Annotated in this window: 16 protein-coding genes; 4 read left to right on the top strand and 12 right to left on the bottom strand. The window is 67.8% G+C overall.

Annotated features, from left to right (window positions below):
* Positions 1–71: 71 nt before the first annotated feature.
* Complete coding sequence (locus L2Y94_RS08220) at positions 72–2,087, top strand: TonB-dependent receptor domain-containing protein (RefSeq protein ID WP_247374254.1); 2,016 nt, start codon at positions 72–74, stop codon at positions 2,085–2,087.
* Positions 2,088–2,277: 190 nt separating this feature from the next.
* On the opposite strand, the gene L2Y94_RS08215 is transcribed toward L2Y94_RS08220, so the two are convergent.
* From L2Y94_RS08215 to gltX, 3 genes are all read right to left on the bottom strand, one after another.
* The gene (locus L2Y94_RS08215; protein WP_247374253.1) at positions 2,278–2,742 is read right to left on the bottom strand and encodes a transcriptional repressor; all 465 of its coding nucleotides are present in this window, start codon (positions 2,740–2,742) and stop codon (positions 2,278–2,280) included.
* A gap of 40 nt (positions 2,743–2,782) precedes the next feature.
* On the bottom strand, positions 2,783–3,064 hold the full coding sequence (locus tag L2Y94_RS08210; RefSeq protein ID WP_247374251.1) for a hypothetical protein: 282 nt from the start codon (positions 3,062–3,064) through the stop codon (positions 2,783–2,785).
* A gap of 122 nt (positions 3,065–3,186) precedes the next feature.
* Complete coding sequence (gene gltX, locus L2Y94_RS08205; protein WP_247374249.1) at positions 3,187–4,590, bottom strand: glutamate--tRNA ligase; 1,404 nt, start codon at positions 4,588–4,590, stop codon at positions 3,187–3,189.
* 238 nt (positions 4,591–4,828) lie between these two features.
* Here gltX and L2Y94_RS08200 point away from each other — a divergent pair, with 238 nt between their 5' ends.
* Both L2Y94_RS08200 and L2Y94_RS08195 read left to right on the top strand, forming a co-directional pair.
* Positions 4,829–5,989: a glycosyltransferase family 4 protein gene (locus L2Y94_RS08200; RefSeq protein ID WP_247374247.1), complete on the top strand. Its 1,161-nt coding sequence runs from the start codon at positions 4,829–4,831 to the stop codon at positions 5,987–5,989.
* Complete coding sequence (locus tag L2Y94_RS08195) at positions 5,961–6,497, top strand: phosphatase PAP2 family protein (protein WP_247374246.1); 537 nt, start codon at positions 5,961–5,963, stop codon at positions 6,495–6,497. Before L2Y94_RS08200 ends, L2Y94_RS08195 begins: the two co-directional genes overlap by 29 nt.
* Here L2Y94_RS08195 and L2Y94_RS08190 read toward each other — a convergent pair.
* From L2Y94_RS08190 to L2Y94_RS08150, 9 genes are all read right to left on the bottom strand, one after another.
* Positions 6,413–9,361 carry a type 2 lanthipeptide synthetase LanM family protein gene (locus L2Y94_RS08190; RefSeq protein ID WP_247374244.1) on the bottom strand — a complete coding sequence of 983 codons (2,949 nt, stop codon included), beginning with the start codon at positions 9,359–9,361 and terminating at the stop codon, positions 6,413–6,415. The genes L2Y94_RS08195 and L2Y94_RS08190 overlap by 85 nt on opposite strands.
* 10 nt (positions 9,362–9,371) lie before the next feature.
* Positions 9,372–9,578 carry a DUF6229 family protein gene (locus L2Y94_RS08185; RefSeq protein ID WP_247374243.1) on the bottom strand — a complete coding sequence of 69 codons (207 nt, stop codon included), beginning with the start codon at positions 9,576–9,578 and terminating at the stop codon, positions 9,372–9,374.
* A 278-nt stretch (positions 9,579–9,856) separates the two neighbouring features.
* The gene (locus tag L2Y94_RS08180) at positions 9,857–10,069 is read right to left on the bottom strand and encodes a DUF6229 family protein (RefSeq protein WP_247374242.1); all 213 of its coding nucleotides are present in this window, start codon (positions 10,067–10,069) and stop codon (positions 9,857–9,859) included.
* Positions 10,070–10,271: 202 nt separating this feature from the next.
* Positions 10,272–11,144: an acetyl-CoA carboxylase, carboxyltransferase subunit beta gene (gene accD / locus L2Y94_RS08175; RefSeq protein ID WP_247374241.1), complete on the bottom strand. Its 873-nt coding sequence runs from the start codon at positions 11,142–11,144 to the stop codon at positions 10,272–10,274.
* A gap of 29 nt (positions 11,145–11,173) precedes the next feature.
* A complete protein-coding gene (gene trpA / locus L2Y94_RS08170) occupies positions 11,174–11,974 on the bottom strand; it encodes a tryptophan synthase subunit alpha (RefSeq protein ID WP_144910751.1) in 801 nt (266 codons plus the stop codon).
* Entirely contained in the window at positions 11,974–13,185 is a 1,212-nt protein-coding gene (gene trpB / locus L2Y94_RS08165) for a tryptophan synthase subunit beta (RefSeq protein WP_144910754.1), read from the bottom strand. The genes trpA and trpB overlap by 1 nt, the downstream gene beginning before the upstream one ends.
* Positions 13,186–13,214: 29 nt before the next feature.
* Positions 13,215–13,838 carry a phosphoribosylanthranilate isomerase gene (locus tag L2Y94_RS08160; protein WP_247374240.1) on the bottom strand — a complete coding sequence of 208 codons (624 nt, stop codon included), beginning with the start codon at positions 13,836–13,838 and terminating at the stop codon, positions 13,215–13,217.
* Complete coding sequence (gene truA, locus L2Y94_RS08155) at positions 13,835–14,602, bottom strand: tRNA pseudouridine(38-40) synthase TruA (RefSeq protein WP_247374239.1); 768 nt, start codon at positions 14,600–14,602, stop codon at positions 13,835–13,837. Before truA ends, L2Y94_RS08160 begins: the two co-directional genes overlap by 4 nt.
* A gap of 230 nt (positions 14,603–14,832) precedes the next feature.
* Positions 14,833–16,230: a class II fumarate hydratase gene (locus L2Y94_RS08150; RefSeq protein WP_247374238.1), complete on the bottom strand. Its 1,398-nt coding sequence runs from the start codon at positions 16,228–16,230 to the stop codon at positions 14,833–14,835.
* Between the two features lie 158 nt (positions 16,231–16,388).
* On the opposite strand from L2Y94_RS08150, the gene purB reads away from it, so the two are divergent.
* Positions 16,389–17,756, top strand: a complete 1,368-nt coding sequence (gene purB, locus L2Y94_RS08145; protein WP_247374237.1) for an adenylosuccinate lyase — start codon at positions 16,389–16,391, stop codon at positions 17,754–17,756.
* Positions 17,757–17,765 lie beyond the last annotated feature (9 nt).

The raw sequence follows: 17,765 nt of genomic DNA, 5'->3' as shown, positions 1-17,765 counted from the left end.
TATTTGCACAAGTCGAGGCAAGCGATGATACTTTATAACATTGCAAACCTGAACCCATGGAGCTTTTCCCGATGCGACGATCCCTCCTTGCCCTGACCCTCGCCGCGACGCTCGGCACGGCCCTGCCCGCCATGGCGGACACGGCCCCCCAGGACGACACGACGCCGGCCGGCCAGGACGGGGATGCCCCCGGCAAGTCGCGCAAGCACGCCGACAAGCTCGATGCCATCGTGGTCAACGCCGTGCCCCTGGGCCAGAGTGCCGACCAGATCGTGGCCCCTGTCGCCGTGCTGGCCGGATCCGCGCTCGACGACGCCAAGGGCGTGTCCCTCGGCGAGACCGTCTCGTCCATTCCCGGCGTGCAGACCTCGGCCCTGGGCACGGCCGTGGGTCGCCCTGTGATCCGCGGCCTCGACGGCCCCCGCGTGGCGGTGCTCGAGAACGGCCTGTCGTCGCAGGACGTGTCCAACGTGAGCCAGGACCACGCGGTGACGCTGGAGCCGTTCCTCGCCGACCAGATCGAAGTGCTCAAGGGGCCCGCCACCCTGCTCTACGGCTCGGGCGCCATCGGCGGCGTGGTCAACGTGGTGGACGGTCGCGTGCCGGAGAAGGCCCCGGAGAACGGCTTCGCCGGCCGTGCCGAAGTGCGCCACGACTCCGTCTCCGACGGCAGCACGGGCCTGCTGCGCCTGGATGCGGGTAACGAGACGTTCGCCATCCACGTCGACGGCATGCACCGCGACAACGACGATTACGACATCCCCGGCGGCACGCTGAAGAACAGCGCCGTGAAGACCACCTCCGGCTCGGTGGGCGCCTCGCTGCTCGGTTCGTGGGGTTACCTGGGCCTGTCGATCTCGCGCTTCATGGACCTCTACGGCAGCCCCGCCGAACCCGGCGATCCGGCCGAAGGCGAGGATCCGGTGCACATCAAGATGGCGCAGACCAACTACACCCTCAAGGGCGGGCTGGTGCAGCCGTTCGAAGGCATCCACAAGATCGAGTTCAGCCTCGGCCACGGGGCCTACCAGCACGTGGAATACGAAGGCGATACGCCCGGAACCACGTTCTCCACCGACAGCAACCAGGGCCGCCTGGTGGTCACCCACGAGCCGATCGCCGGCTGGGAAGGCGCGTTCGGCGTGCAGACCCAACACCGCCAGTTCGCCGCCGTGGGCGAGGAGACCTTCGTGCCGGCCACCACCACCCAGGGCGTCGGCGTGTTCCTGACGGAGCAGCGCGAGTTCGGCCCGGTGAAGGTCGACCTGGGCCTGCGCCACGACAAGCAGAGCGTGGACCCGGACAACGGCCCCAAGCGCGACTTCGCCCCCAACAGCTTCTCGGCGGGCGTCGCCTGGCGCTTCGCCGAACGCTGGCACCTGTCCTTGAACCTCGACCATGCCGAGCGGGCGCCGTCGGAAGAGGAACTCTTCGCCAACGGACCGCACGAGGCATCGAACACCTTCGAGATCGGCAGCGACCTGCAGAAGGAGAAATCCAACCAGGCCGAACTGGGCCTGCATTTCCACGGCGAGGTGGTGGAAGGCAAGGTCGCCGTCTATTACAACCGTTACAAGAACTTCATCTACCTCGCCGACACCGGCGAGGTGGAAGACGACCTGCCCGTGCGCATCTGGTCGCAGAACGACGCGAATTTCCGCGGTGCCGAAGCCGAAGCGACGTTCCATCTCGCCAAGGGCCCGTCAGGCCACTGGGACCTGCGCGTGTTCGGCGACACCGTACGCGCGACCCTCACCGACGGCGGCGGCAACGTGCCGCGCATTCCCGCCGGCCGCATCGGTTCGACGCTCAGCTGGAACGCCGATTCGTTGCGCGCGAGCGTGGGTGCCGTGCGCTACATGAAACAGGACAAGGTGGCGGCGTTCGAAACGGATACCGCGGGCTACACGCTGGTCAACGCGCACTTCGCCTGGACCTTCGTCAACGACGAACGCAGCCAGTGGGAAGCCTTCGTCGACGGCAACAACCTCACCAACCAGACGGCGCGTCCCGCGACGTCGTTGTTCAAGGACGTCGCGCCGCTGCCCGGTCGCAACGTGTCGGTAGGCGTGCGCGCCTACTTCTGAGTTCCCGGCCCGTTTATCGCCCACCTCCCTCCCGGCGGGCCGGAAACACGACGGGGCGTCGCATCACCGCGACGCCCCGTTTTTTCTTGCTCGCAGGAGCCGATTCATCGGCGATCAGCGCCATGGCGTCACCGCTTCGTTGGCTTTTCGACGATGAATCGGCTCCTACCAAGCCGTCTTCGTAGGATGGCTAGCGGCAGTTCTTGCAGATGCCGTGCACTTCGAGCGTCTGCGCCTGCGGACGAAAACCGAGGGCCTTGGCCTGCAGCTCGATCAATTCCGCCACGCGCTCGTCGCAGACTTCCTGCGCGCTCTGGCATTTGTCGCAGATGAGGAACGGCACCTGGTGCGACTCGGCCGGATGATGGCAAGAGACGAAAGCGTTGATCGATTCCAGCTTGTGGATGAAGCCGTTCTCGAGGAGGAAATCGAGCGCGCGATACACCGTGGGCGGCGCGGCGTTGCCGTGCTTCTCGCGCAGGCGGTCGAGCAAGTCGTAGGCCTTCACCGGCTTGCCCGCGCTCGCCACCAGTTCGAGCACCTCGCGGCGCAGCGGCGTGAGGCGCAGGCCGCGCTCGTTCGACGCATGCTCCACCGCGGCGACGAAATCGCCCGGCGTGTCGTGGTGATGATGGCGGTGGGCGGCGGTGGTCACGGCGAGATCCTCATGTAATGCATCCTAACATGAGGACGCATCAGCGTTTTTTCGAGCCCGGCAAGGGCGGCGGCCCCGCGGGTCGGCGCGGCAGGAAGGGAACGATCCAGCCGAACGGCCCGAAAATCAGGGTCGCGACGAGCGTGGCGCCCAAGCGGCCACGCCACCCTCCGAGCACCGCGCCCACCACGATGAACACCACCTGCCAGAGGATGAGCTGCCCCCAGGGAACCAGCCGCATCAGGTTCGTGAAGATGACGAAGAACGCCCCGGGATCGGCGGGATCGACGCCTTGCATGGCTTTGGCGAGAAGGTCGTCCACGCTTACTCCCTTGGATGCTGGCCGCGAGCATGTTCGCCGATACGATCGGCTCCCATCCCTTCGGTAGGAAGGTAGCTACCGAAGGGGTGGGAGCCGATCGTATCGGCGGACCGGGCTGGCGATCACGTCGCGGCGCGAGCGAGCGCGTCGTCGATGCGCGCCAGCGCACCTTCGCGGCCGCACAGGTAGATCGTGTGCTCGATCGACGGCGACACCTGCGTGCCGGTCATCGCCACGCGCAGCGGCGCGGCGACCTTGCCCATGCCCAGTTCCAACGCGGCGGCGACGCGTTCCACGGCGCCATGCACCGCCTCGGGCGTCCATTCGGGCAATGCGGCCAGTTCGGCCTTCGCCTTCCCCAGCGCGGCCGGGGCGCTGTCGGTACGAAGGTGCTTCTCGACGGCCTTGTCGTCCCATTCGACGATCGGTCCGTACCAGATCCTGGCGCGCTCGGCCATGTCCTTGAAATTCTGCACGCGGTCGCGCAAAGCCACCACCACGTCGGCGGGATTCGGGCCCTGCGTCGCGTCGATGCCGATCTTCCCGAGATGCCAGGCCAGTTCGGGCCCGAGCGACGCCGGATCGTCGGTCTTGAGGTAATGCTGGTTGAGCCACGACAGCTTGGTCAGGTCGAAGCGCGAGGCCGCCTTGTTGACGTCGGCGATGTCGAAGAGGTCGATCATCTCCTTCTCGGAGAAGATTTCCTGGTCGCCATGCGACCAACCCAGGCGCACGAGGTAGTTGAGCAACGCATGCGGCAGGAAGCCGTCGTCGCGGTATTGCATGACGCTCACCGCGCCGTGGCGCTTGGAAAGCTTCTGGCCGTCGGGACCGAGGATCATCGGCAGGTGCGCGAATTCCGGCACGGGCGCGCCCAGGGCCTTGTAGATGTTGATCTGGCGCGGCGTGTTGTTCACGTGGTCGTCGCCACGGATCACCTCGGTGATGCCCATGTCGATGTCGTCGACCACCACGGCGAAGTTGTAGGTGGGAAAACCGTCGGAACGGAAGATCACCAGGTCGTCGAGCTCGTCGTTGGACCACTCGACGCGACCCTTCACCTTGTCGTCGAACACCACCGAGCCCGCGGTGGGATTCTTGAAGCGGATCACGCGATGGGGGTCGTCGCGATACGGCTCATTGCGATCGCGGTAGTACCCGTTGTAGCGCGGCTTGGTGCCGGCGGCCATCGCCGCGTTGCGCATGGCCTCGATCTCTTCCTTGCTCTCGTAGGCGTAGTAGGCCTTGCCCTCGCGCAGGAGCTGATCGGCCACCTCGCGATAGCGGTCCATGCGCAGGGTCTGGTAGTACGGGCCCTCGTCGGCGGTGAGACCCAGCCACGACATGCCGTCGAGGATGGCCTGCACGGCTTCCTGGGTGGAGCGTTCGCGGTCGGTGTCCTCGATGCGCAACACGAATTCGCCGCCACGGCGGCGCGCTTCCAGCCAGCAATAGAGCGCGGTGCGGGCGCCGCCGATATGGAGGTAGCCGGTGGGACTGGGGGCGAAACGGGTGCGGACGGTCATCGGAAGGTCATCGATCTCGGGCAAGAGATGGATTTTAGCCTACGAAGCAGGTTCGGTAGGAACCGATGCATCGGCGAAAGGCCGACGAAGCGGTGACCTGGCAAGGCACGACCGCCGATGCATCGGCTCCTGGCGAGCAAAAACGAGCATCGCTGTCACATCCCGGTCATGCCCCGATAACCGCCCCGACACGCCCGCACGCGAGCATGCGTCAAGCCAGGCCACGAGGGGCACCGCCATGCGAATCGGCATCGTCACCGAGACCTACGCTCCGGACGTCAACGGGGTGTCCCTCACCGTCCAGGCATTGGCCCGCGGACTCGTCCGCAAGGGTCACGGCATCGACCTCATCCGGCCGATCCATCCCGACAGCCCGCCCCTGGCGGATGCCGGCATGGACGTCCTCGCGGTCGAAGGCGCCGCGGTGCCGCGCTACGCGAGCCTCCGCTTCGGCCTGCCTTCCCGCTTCCGCATCGAGCGCCGCTGGCGCGCCGAACGCCCGGACGCGATCTACGTGGCCACGGAAGGCCCCCTGGGCTGGAGCGCGGTGAGCGCCGCGCGCCGCCTCGGCATCCCCGTCGCGACCGGATTCCATACCCGCTTCGACTTCTACGTCGGCCACTACGGCTTCGGCGCGCTCACCCCGTTGGTGCGCCGCTACCTCGCCCGTTTCCATCGCCGCGCGCACGTCACGCTGGTGCCGACCGGCCAGCTCGCCGGCGAGCTCAACGACCTGGGCGTGCACGACGTGCGCGTACTGCGCCGCGCGGTGGACACGCGGCGCTTCCACCCGGAACGCCGCGACGACGACCTGCGTCGCGCCTGGGGCGCCGATGCCGACACGCCGGTGGTACTGAGCGTGGGCCGCGTCGCGCCGGAAAAGAACCTGCACGTGGTGATCGACGCCTACCGTGCCCTGGCCCGCCGCGTGCCGAGGGCGCGCTGCGTCATCGTCGGCGACGGCCCGGGCCGGGCCGCGCTGGAAGCCGCGCATCCGGACGTGATCTTCGCCGGCACGCGACGGGGCGACGAACTGGCCGCGTTCTACGCCAGCGCGGATCTCTTCGTCTTTCCCAGTCTCACCGAAACCTTCGGCAACGTGGTGCTCGAGGCCATGGCGTCCGGTGTGCCGGTGGTGGCCTATGCCGAAGCCGCCGCGCGGGAATTCATCCGCAACGGGCAGAACGGCATCCGCATCGCTCCCGGCAACGAGGGCGGCCTGGTGGAGCGCGCCGCGACGCTGGGCGCCGACCTCGTCGCGCGCCGTGCCCTGGGGCTGGCCGCGCGCGCCTCGGTCGAGGGGCTCTCGCCCGATTCCGTCGTCACCGAATTCGAATCCATCATGCAATCCCTGGCCGAGGACAACGTCCATGAGCGCACGACCGCCGTCGCGGCATAACCTCGATTCCCGCATGTGCGTGGCCGCCAACCGCTGGGGCACGCGGCGTGCCATCGGTCTCTTCTTCGGTGCCGTCAGCCGCCTCGGCGACGGCGTGTTCTGGTACTCGCTGATGACCGTGATCGCCGTGGTCGGCGGCTGGCACGGCGTGGCCGTGGCGGTGCAGATGGCGATCACCGGGCTCACCGCGCTGATGCTCTACCGCGTGCTCAAGCGCTGGACCCGTCGGCCGCGCCCGTTCCGCACCTGCCCGGGCGTGATCGCACACGTGCCGCCGCTGGACGAGTTCAGCTTCCCGTCGGGCCATACGCTGCAGGCCGTCGCGTTCACCGTGGTGGCGGTGGCGCACTATCCGGTGCTGGCTCCGTTCCTCGTCGGTTTCGCCGCGCTCATCGGCGCCTCGCGCGTGATCCTCGGCCTGCACTACCCGAGCGACGTGCTCGCCGCCACCGCCATCGGCGGCGGGCTGGGTACGCTGTCGCTGTGGGCGGAGCGCGTGCTGCTCTGACCCTTCCAGGCGACGGTGGGCAGCATCACCGAGGGTAGCGGGCAGCGCGGGTCCATGCGCAGCAATTGATAGGCCACGCCGGCCAGGCCGGTCATCAGGCCGGGCGACAATACCTCGCCGATCGCCCCACACCGTGGGCCATGCATTTCCAGGCTGCCGACGATGGCGGCGGCCAGGGATTCGCGGGTCAGTCCGTCGGGCGCGAAGCCTTCGGTCACGGCGCGGTCGAGCAACTCCCATGCGCCGGTATCGCCGTGGCAGATGCCGTGGTTGACACCCAGGCCCCGGCGCCAGGCGTCCGCGACGGCCGCGCGCAGCCGGTCGCGCCGCGCATGACGCGCCCAACCGAGATCGAACCCGGCCAGGCCGATACCCACGGAGCCATGACACCAGGCGGCCGCCGACACCTCACCGCCCTGCAGGCTGCGCAGGTCGCGCCAGTGCCCGGCGTCCGCGTCGAACAAAGCGTCTTCGAACGCCATCGCGGCTTCGGCCATCGACGCATAACGCGATTCTCCCGTGGCGAGGGCAAGCTTCGACAAGGCCCAGCCGATGCCCGTCGCACCATGCCCGAAGCCGCCGAGCCCGTCGGGCCAGCGCTCGCCGACCCAGCAGGCCTTGCCGTCGACGAGGCGCGCGCGTTCGCACAAGCGGTCGCCGATGGCACGGGCCCGGTCGAGGTGAACGATGTCCGCGGTGGCTCCATGCAGGCGTATCAGGGGAACGATGCCGCCCGCCGACCCGGTCAACACGTCGTCGATGTCGTCGGCCTCCATGCTTTCTTCCATCAGCGCCGACAGCCGCCGCGCACGTTCCACGCCCTCGCCCGACGCCGCGCCGGCTTCTTCCAGCGAAAGCCATGTGCCTATCTGCGAACCGAGGCCGATGTAACCGCCCGGAGGCGCCGGACGCGGACGGGCGACCCGCGCGCGACGGACGTAGGTTTCGTCGTCGGCCATGCGCATCGAGTCGACCACGGCGTCGCGCAGCGACGTCACGCCTTCCACGGCGTCGGCACGGCCGTCGCGCTGTTCGTTGACGTAGCCCGATACCAGCAGGGCGAGGCCCGCCATGCCACCGTACATGTCCTGCGCCAACGGCTGCACGCTACGGCCCATCGGACCGAGTACCGAGGCGATCCAGGACACGCTGCCGTCGGCGCCACGGATCGCGCGTGACATCAACGAGCGCATGATCGCGGCGGCCTGGGCGCGACGACGGGCATGGATATCCTTCACCCTCGGTACGGCGACGCGCAGCGTTTCGGCCGTGCCCGGGCCTTCGCTGGCGTAGGCGCTGGCCAGCGCGCCATGGATCACCAGTCGCTCGAGGGCGAAGTCGGCGGACCGCCAGCTCGCAAGAGCGGCCTCGACCCGATGGCCGGGCGCCAGCCAATGCGTTCCGCGTGGACCCGCCAGGCGTCCTTCCGATGCGCGAGTGGAAAAGTAGGGAATGTCGCCATCCACCAGTTCGGCGATCTCGGCGGCGATCACGTCTTCGTCGTCCGGCGACAGGGCACGTGCCCTGCCCGCCTTGAGCAGCAGTTCCGCCGCCTGCGCCCAGGCTTTTCTCGGATCGTGCAGCGATACCGGGTGCCAGAGCATGCGCGCGAGTTCCGCATAGGTTTCCGTCGCGCGAACCACCACGCGCACCTCGCAGCGGGCGAAAGGCCGCATCCGCGCGGCCAGTTCGCCGCCCGCGTCGAGCGCACGCAGGTGCGCGGTGAGCGCTTCGAATCCACCGAGCACGTCGGGCCAGTAGGTCGCCAGTTCGGGGCGTCCGCTGGGATGGTTGCGACCCGGCACGATGTCGATCCACTTCGTGCCCAGGCGCGCCTTGTCGGTACCCGCGTCGACGATCGCGGGCACCGCCACCTTCGGCTGCTCGCCGGGCAGCGCGCCGATGCCTGACAGGTCGACGCCGCGCAAGGCCAGCGCACCACCACGGCCCGGCAGCAGCCCCATGTTCAATACGCTGCCGTCGACCATCGCCGACGCGCGATCGTAGGCTTCGCCCAGGCCCGACGGGGGCGCATCGACGCGGGGCGTGAATAGCGTTTCGCAGTCGATCACCACCGGATGCGCCCCCTGGGCGATCAGGTTTTCCGCGTGCAGGTCCGTGCCGCCGAGCAGGCGCATCGTGGCCAGCCATTCGCCGATGCCGCGGTAGAAGGTACGCAAGGCGTCGGCATCGTCGGCGTGCCGATGCTCGATGAATTCCGTCCAGCCATACCCCTCGCGCTCGATCGCGCGCGGCACGCGCATCGACGTATCGATGCCCAGGCCGTCGATGAACCGGCGCAGTTCCACATCGATGCCGACGGGCCTGGGCTTATACACCACGCGGCCTTGCGCGAAGCGCATGAGCATCACCGTCTTTCCGCCCTGGTGGCTGTCGCCCGCACCGACGTCCAGTCCGGTCAGTTCACCGATCGTCGGCATGCCGCACAGTTCGGCGAGCGCGCTCCTGTCGCGCGCCAGGCGACGCGCCAGTTCGTAGCCCGCATGGAAGCGTCCTTCGACGAGTGCCTGCACGCGTTCCCATAGCCCCGGATAGTGTTCGTCGAGACCGGTCCAGAACGACCGCTTCGACGCGAGCGCGACGAATTCGTTCCAGCGTCCCGCGCCGTCGGCGGCCGATAGCCTGCCGTCGTCGACGGCGGCGTGGAGTTCCAGCAGCAGGAGGCGGCAGGTGCGTCCGTGCAAGGTGGCGATCGCGGCGCCGCGCACGCTGTCATGGATCACTTGGCGCTCGCCTTGCGCGAGCCCACCGATGCGCTGGAGCTGGGTTGCCAGGCGAGCCGACGCATCGGCGACGAGGCAACCCAGCGATTCGCTGAAGTCAGCTTCCCTGCTCGACGTCATGGCGAGACGATCAGGCGCAGGCGATGCGGATGGTGTGCTCGATCGAGCCCGTACACATCGCGCAACCGGTTACCAGCATTTCCGTACCACCGACGATGTCGGCCTCGGCGAAGCCGTTCGCGAACAGTTCGCCGGCCGGATTGTCGGAACCGGCCTGGTGACGCCACTGGGTGGCGCGGCTGACGGATTTGGCGGCATGGATCATTTCGTTGCTCATCGTGACACTCCTTTTGCACAGTTTCGGTTGGGAAAAACTGGACTTCGTCGGTGGTGCTGACAGAGCGAATGGCGACGCATGCGATGAACCAAGCCACCTTCCTGCCGGCCCCGCGCGATTCTTTCCACGCGGACACGACGTTCACAAGAGCCGCGCGCGAGCGACCCGATGCTTGCACCGGAAACTTTTCCTGTATGGCCCGTCGGTTACCTCCCCTGAGGAGGCGCGGAAAAAGTTGTGCGCCGATTCGGCAGCGCCTCCCTGCGCCGCCGGAAGGATCAGGCACCGCACTGCACGTGACGGGTGTTCGCATCAACCGAGCCGGTGCAAAGCACGCAGTTGGTCACGATGATGTCGGTGCCCCCGACGATGTCGGCTTCGGCGAAGTCCGCCGCGAATAGCTCGCCCGCCGGATTGCCGTTGCCGGCTTGGCTGCGCCACAGGGCGGCACGGCTCGCCGGGTTCGATGCCTGGATCGTTTCGATGTTCATCGTGTCACTCTCCTTGCGCGGTTGACCGGCGGCATGCCGGCCGGGCGATTCTTCGCCATGCGGGGAGGTGGGGTTGAGCGCATTCGGCAGGGTTGAGGGATGTCCCGGCGTTGCACGTCGGTGAAGCTATCGCTCGGACGCGAGGCGCGAAACCGCGATCGGCCTAAAAGAAAACCCGGCTTTCGCCGGGTTTTCTTTCGCATCAAGCCGCCGCGCGCGGCGCCTTCTGCATGATGCCCAGCATCGCCCCCAGCTTGTCGCGCATCTCGCGACGGTCGACGATGACGTCGACCGCGCCGTGGTCGACGAGGAACTCCGGCCGCTGGAAACCCTCCGGCAGCGTCTCGCGCACGGTCTGCTCGATGACGCGCGGGCCGGCGAAGCCGATCAACGCCTTCGGCTCGGCCACGTTGATGTCGCCCAGCATGCCGAGGCTGGCGGAGACGCCGCCGGTGGTGGGATGCGTGAGCACCGAGATGTACGGCACGCCGGCATCCCGCATGCGCGCGAGGGCGGCGGACGTCTTCGCCATCTGCATGAGCGAGAACAGGCCTTCCTGCATGCGCGCACCGCCGGTGGCGGCGAAGCAGACCAGCGCGCTCTTCTCGGCCAGGGCCTTCTCCGCGGCGCGCGTGAACTTCTCGCCCACCACCGAGCCCATCGAACCACCCATGAAAGCGAACTCGAAGGCCACCGACACGAGCGGTCGCCCGAGCAGCGTGCCAGACATGGCGATCAGGGCATCTTTCTCGCCGGTGGACTTCTGCGCGGCGGCGACGCGGTCTTTGTATTTCTTCTGGTCCTTGAACTTGAGCGCGTCGACGGCTTCCATCTTCGGCCACAGCTCGGTCGTGCTGCCCTCGTCGAAGAACGCCGCCAGGCGCAGGCGCGCACTGATCGCATGATGATGACCGCACTTGGGGCAGACCATCAGCGACTTCTCTAGCTCCGGCTTGTAGAGAACCGTGCCGCAGCCGGCGCACTTCTCCCAGACGCCCTCGGGCACCTTGCCCTTGCCGCCGGCCGCGCTGGGCGCACGGGTCTTCGGCGTCATGATCTTTTGCAGCCAGTTCATCGTGTCTCTCCGAGTATCGTTTCGACCGCTCAGCGCTCGTCGAGCGCGGCGCGGATGGGCGCGAGGAAATCCCGCGCCCGGCCGGCGGCATCGTCGGCCGAGGTCGCACCTTCAAGGCGCTGGACCAGGGCGCTGCCGATGACCACGGCATCGGCGAACTCGCCGATGGCCTTGGCCGACGCCGCGTCGCGTACGCCGAAACCGACGGCGACCGGCGCCTTCGAGCGAGCCCGGATGCCGGCCACGCGCTCGGCGATGTCGCCGGTGCTGAGCTGGGCGGCACCGGTGATGCCGTTGAACGACACATAGTACAGGAAGCCGGAAGCGGCCTCGCAAAGCGCGCCCAGTCGGCGCTCGGCGGTGGTCGGCGAGGCCAGCAGGATCTGGTGGAGACCGGCCTCCCGCAGCGGTGCCAGCACGTGGGACTCCTCCAGCGGGCAATCGACCACGAGGATGCCGTCGATGCCGGCTTCGACGGCTTCTTCGGCGAACTCCGCGTAACCATGCATCTCGATGGGGTTGAGGTAACCCATCAGCACGATCGGCGTGTCGGCATCGGTCTCACGGAAGGCCGCGACCCAGGCGAGCACGTTGGTCAGGCTCACGCCCTTCTCGATGGCGCGTTCGGAGGAACGCTGGATCACCGGGCCGTCGGCCATCGGGTCGGAGAACGGCACGCCCAGTTCGATGACGTCGGCGCCGGCGGCGACCAGCGCGTGCATGAGGGGCACCACGTGGTCGGGCGAGGGATCGCCCGCGGTCACGAAGGGAATGAGGCCGGTGCGGCCGGCGGACTTCAGCGCCGCGAAGCGGCGGTCGATGCGGCTCATCAGAGTTCGATTCCTTCGCGCGCGGCAATGGTGTGCACGTCCTTGTCGCCACGCCCGGAAAGGTTGGCGAGGACGATGCCGTCCTGGGGCAGTTCGCGCGCCAGCTTGATCGCCTGGGCGATCGCGTGGCTGGATTCGAGCGCGGGGAGAATGCCCTCGGTACGGGCCAGGAGATGGAACGCCTCCAGGGCCTCGTCGTCGGTGACGCCGACGTATTCGGCGCGACCGGCATCCTTCAGGAAGGCATGCTCGGGACCGACGCCCGGGTAATCCAGCCCGGCCGATACCGAATGGGTTTCCATGATCTGGCCATTGGCGTCGGACAGCACGTACGTGCGGTTGCCGTGCAGCACGCCCGGCTTGCCCGCGGCGAGCGAGGCGGCGTGCCGGCCGGTGTCGATGCCGTCGCCGGCGGCTTCGGCACCCACGATGCGCACGTCGCGATCGTTGAGGAAGGCGTGGAACAGGCCGATGGCGTTTGAACCGCCGCCGACGCAAGCCGTGATGACGTCGGGAAGGCGTCCGTACTCCTCGAGCATCTGCGCACGGGCCTCGCGGCCGGCGATGGCGTTGAAGTCGCGTACCATCTGCGGGTACGGGTGCGGACCGGCCACGGTGCCGATGATGTAGAAGGTGTCGGCGACGTTGGTGACCCAGTCGCGCATCGCTTCGTTGAGCGCATCCTTCAGCGTCTTCGAACCCGAAGTGACCGGCACCACCTCGGCGCCGAGCATGCGCATGCGGTAGACGTTGATCTTCTGCCGCTCGATGTCGACGGCGCCCATGTAGACCACGCACTTCAGGCCCAGCCGCGCGGCGACGGTGGCGCTGGCCACGCCATGCTGGCCCGCGCCGGTCTCGGCGATGATGCGTGTCTTGCCCATGTGCCGGGCGACCAGCGCCTGGCCCACGGTGTTGTTGATCTTGTGCGCGCCGGTGTGGTTGAGGTCTTCGCGCTTGAGCACGATGCGCGCTCCGCCCACGTGCTTCGACAGACGCTCGGCGTGGTAGATCGGGCTGGGGCGGCCCACGTAATGCTTGAGGTCGCGGTCCAGTTCGGCGATGAAGGCCGGATCGACGCGCAGCTTCTCGTAGGCGGCGGTGAGTTCGGCGAGCGGCTCCATGAGCGTCTCGGCCACGTAGATGCCGCCGAAGTCGCCGAAGCGCCCGTGGGCGTCGGGATAGGCGTGAAAGTCCGCGATCTCGGTCATTGCCTTGGTCTACCTTCTCGATGGCCGTGTCAGGCGCTGGGGACGGCGCGCACGGCGGATATGAAGCGCTCCATCTTATCCCCATCCTTGATGCCCGGCGACGATTCGATGCCGCTGGAGACGTCTACGCCCCAGGGACGGGCGACGCGGATGGCCTCGCCGACGTTGTCGGCGGTGAGTCCACCGGCGAGGACGAGGGGTTGCGCGATATCCCGGGGCATCGTCGACCAGTCGAATCGCTTGCCGCTACCGCCCAGTTCACCCAGGCCATGGCCGTCGAGCAGGAGGCCGGCGGCGCGGGGATAGGCTCGCAGGCGCGTCAGCGCCGCCTCGCCCTCGCCCATCGCGATGGCCTTGAGATAGCGCACGCCGAACGCGGCGCAGGCCTCGTCGGTCTCCGCGCCGTGGAACTGGAGCATGTCCGGACGCAGCACGCGAACGACCTCGGCGACATACTCGGGCGTATCGTCCATCACCAACGCCACGGTGGTGACGAAGGGCGGCACGGCGTCGCGCAGCGCGGCCGCGGCGACGGGGTCGACGAAACGCTTGCTCCGGTGGGTCATCACGAAGCCGACGGCATCGGCGCCGAGGCGCGCGGCGAGCTGCACGTCGTCGATGCGGGTGAGTCCGCAGCATTTGATCCGGGTCATAGCGTCACTTCCTGTGGCAGGCCCCAATGGGCTTCGTAGAGAGGGCCGAGGAAGGTCAGGCCTTCCGCCGGCGCGGTGGCGCCGGCCACGTCGCGGTCGCGGCCGGCGAGCAGTTCGGCCATCCATTCGATGGGCTGTTCGCCGCGGCCGATGGGAATGAGCGAACCGACGATATTGCGCACCATGTGGTGCAGGAACGCATTGGCCTCGATCTCGACCACGACGTGGATGTCGTCACGGAAAACACGGATGGCGCGCACGTTGCGCCGCGCGTGCGCGGCCTGGCACGACACGGCGCGGAAGGCGGAGAAGTCGTTCTCTCCGATCAGCGCCTGGGCGGCCTCGTGCATGCGCGCGGCGTCCAGCGGCTTGCGTTCCCAGGCGACGAAACGCGCGTCGAGCGCGGGTCGCACGTAGCGCGGCAGCAAGCGGTAGCGATAGCGACGCGCGCGTGCCGAGAAGCGCGCGTGGAAATCGTCGGCCACCGGCTGCGCCCAGGTGACGGCCATGCTGCGCGGCAGGTTGGAGCAGGCGCCGAGCACCCAGCCGCGCATGTCGCGCACCACGTCGGTATCGAAATGCACCACCTGGCAACGGCCATGCACGCCGGCATCGGTACGGCCGGCCGCGGTCACCTCGATGGGCTCGTCGGCAACGACGGCCAGGGCATCCTCGAGCGCGCCCTGCACCGTCTTTCCGTGGCTGAGCCGTTGCCAGCCGAGGAAGTCGGTGCCGTCGTATTCGACGCCTAGGGCGATGCGCATGGGGTTTCAGCGGGTCGGGAAACGGCCAAGGGTACCACTGTGCACCGACCGAAGGGGTGGGAGCGGACCCTGTCCGCGAACCCTCGGCTTCGCCTGGAGCGAATGAGGCTTTGCGGTGATGGGGCCGGCTTTTACCGCTCGCCCGCTCACCGCGAAGCCTCATTCGCCGTCGCTATTCCGAGGGTTCGCGGACAGGGTCCGCTCCCACCCCTTCGGTAGGTCGGCTTGGCTCAGCCGCCACCGCCGCCGCCGCCATGGATACCTCCCTTGGTCAACGCGGCGGGATCCAGCAGCTTCGCCAGTTCGGCCTTGGACAGCCCGGTGGTCTCCAGCGCCACGTCCAGGATGGGACGCTTTTCCTTGTAGGCCTGCTTGGCCGTCGCCGCGCCCTTCTCGTAGCCGATGACCGGGTTGAGCGCCGTGACCAGGATGGGATTCTTGTCGAGCGCCTCGCGCACGCGTTCTTCGTTCACCTTGAAGCCCGCGATGGCCTTGTCGGCCAGCAGCACCGTCACGTTGGCGAGGATCTCGATGGACTGCAGCAGGTTGTAGGCGATCACCGGCAGCATGACGTTGAGCTGGAAATTGCCCGACTGGCCGGCCACCGCGATGGTCGCGTCGTTGCCGATGACCTGCGCGGCCACCATCGCGGCGGCCTCAGGGATCACCGGGTTCACCTTGCCCGGCATGATCGACGAGCCCGGCTGCAAGGCCGGCAGTTCGATCTCGCCCAGGCCCGCCAACGGACCGGAGTTCATCCAGCGCAGGTCGTTGGCGATCTTCATGACCGCCACCGCCAGCGTACGCAACTGGCCGGACAGTTCCACGGGCGCGTCCTGCGCGGCCATGCCGGAGAAGTAATTGTCGGAGGACTCGAACTTCACGCCCGTGAGCTTGCCCAGCTCGACGGCCACGGCCGGCCCGAACTTCGGATCGGCGTTGATGCCCGTACCCACGGCGCTGCCGCCCTGCGGCAGGCGGCGGGTGCGCTTGAGCGTGTCGCCGAGGCGTTCCTCGGCATCGCGGATCTGCGCCGACCAGCCCGAGAGTTCCTGGCCGAAGGTGATCGGCATGGCGTCCATCAGATGGGTGCGCCCGGTCTTGACGACCTTTTTCAGTTCTTTCGCGCGAACGTCGATGGTCTTTCGCAGATGCTTCAGCGCGGGCAGGAGTTTCTCGCCCGTGGCCAGCGAGGCGCTGACCAGGATCGCGGTGGGAATCACGTCGTTGGAACTCTGCCCCGCGTTGACGTGATCGTTCGGGTGAACCTGGGTGCCCGCCGCCGCGGCGAGGTGGGCGATCACCTCGTTGGCGTTCATGTTGGAACTGGTACCCGAACCGGTCTGGAACACGTCGATGGGGAAATGCTCGTCGACCTCGCCCGCGATGACCTTCTCGGCCGCCGCGCGGATCGCCTTGGCGGCGCCCTTGTCCAGGTGCCCGAGCTTGACGTTGGCCTCGGCGGCGGCCAGCTTGACCAGGCCCAGCGCGCGGATGAACTCGCGCGGCATGGTGAGCCCCGAGACCGGGAAGTTGTCCACCGCCCGTTGGGTCTGCGCGCCGTAGAGGGCTTTGGCGGGCACCTGCAACTCGCCCATGCTGTCGCGTTCGGTTCGGAACTTGCTCATGCGGGGAACTCCGGGAGGGGACGTCCGTAAGGTAGTGCCTGGGTGTGCCGTTTTACAGGTGGGCCGGGACACGACGGCTTTCGCCGTCCCGAGACAAAACGCCCCACGGCCCCATGACTTATAATGCGCGGCTGCCCCATCCGCCTTCAGGAACGCCCATGTCCCACGCCACGCTGACCGCCCTTTCGCCGCTGGACGGCCGCTACGCCGCCAAGGCGGCTTCGCTGCGCCCCATCTTCAGCGAGTTCGGCCTCATGCATCGCCGCGTGCACGTGGAGATCCACTGGCTGCTCGCCCTGGCGAAGCACCCGGGCATCGTCGAACTGCCGGCGTTCCCGGCCGACGCCGTGGCCCGCCTGGAAGCCATCGCGAACGACTTCTCCGAAGACGACGGCGAACGCATCAAGGCCATCGAAGCCACCACCAACCACGACGTGAAGGCGGTGGAATACTTCATCAAGGAAAAGATCGGCAACGATCCCGCCCTCGCCCAGGCCAAGGAATTCGTGCACTTCGCCTGCACCAGCGAAGACATCAACAACCTCGCCTATTCGCTGATGCTGCGCGACGCGCGCGAATCGGTGCTGCTGCCCGCCCTCGACCAGATCATCGGCAAGCTGCGCGCCCTCGCGCACGAACATGCCGGCCTGTCGCTGCTCTCGCGTACCCACGGCCAGACGGCGTCGCCCAGCACGATGGGCAAGGAAATCGCGAACGTGGTCGCCCGCCTGGAGCGCCAGCGCCGCCAGCTCGTCGCCATCGAGATCCCGGGCAAGATCAACGGCGCCGTGGGCAACTACAACGCGCACGTCATTTCCTACCCCGACGTCGACTGGCCCGCCCTGGCTTCGGGTTTCGTCGACGGCCTCGGCCTGGTCTTCAACCCGTATACCACGCAGATCGAACCGCACGACGGCATCGCCGAATTCGCCGACGTGCTGCGCCGGATCAACATCATCCTCATCGATCTCGCGCGCGACGTGTGGGGCTACATCTCGCTGGGCTACTTCCGCCAGGCGCTGAAGGCGGGCGAAGTCGGCTCCTCGACCATGCCGCACAAGGTCAATCCGATCGACTTCGAGAATGCCGAAGGCAATTTCGGCCTCGCCAACGCCCTGCTGGGCCACTTCGCCGAGAAGCTGCCGATCAGCCGCTGGCAGCGCGACCTCACCGATTCCACCGTGCTGCGCGCGCTGGGCACCGCGTTCGGTCATTCGCTGGTGGCGTTCGAATCGCTGATGAAGGGTCTGGGCAAGCTCAACGTCAACGCCGAACGCATCGCCGCCGATCTGGATGCCAGCTGGGAAGTGCTGGCCGAGGCCGTGCAGACGGTGATGCGCCGCTTCGGCCTGCCGGAGCCCTACGAGCAGTTGAAGGCGCTGACGCGCGGCCAGGGCATCACGAAGGATTCGATGCGGACCTTCATCGACGGCCTCGATCTGCCTGCCGATGCGAAGAAGGCGTTGGCCGAGCTGACGCCATCGACCTATATTGGCCTCGCAGAGAAGCTCGCTGGCGCTATTTGATGAAGCATT

Source organism: Luteibacter aegosomatis (genome assembly GCF_023078455.1).
Classification (GTDB): Bacteria; Pseudomonadota; Gammaproteobacteria; order Xanthomonadales; family Rhodanobacteraceae; genus Luteibacter; species Luteibacter aegosomatis.
This window is presented reverse-complemented; position numbering and strand designations above follow the sequence as displayed.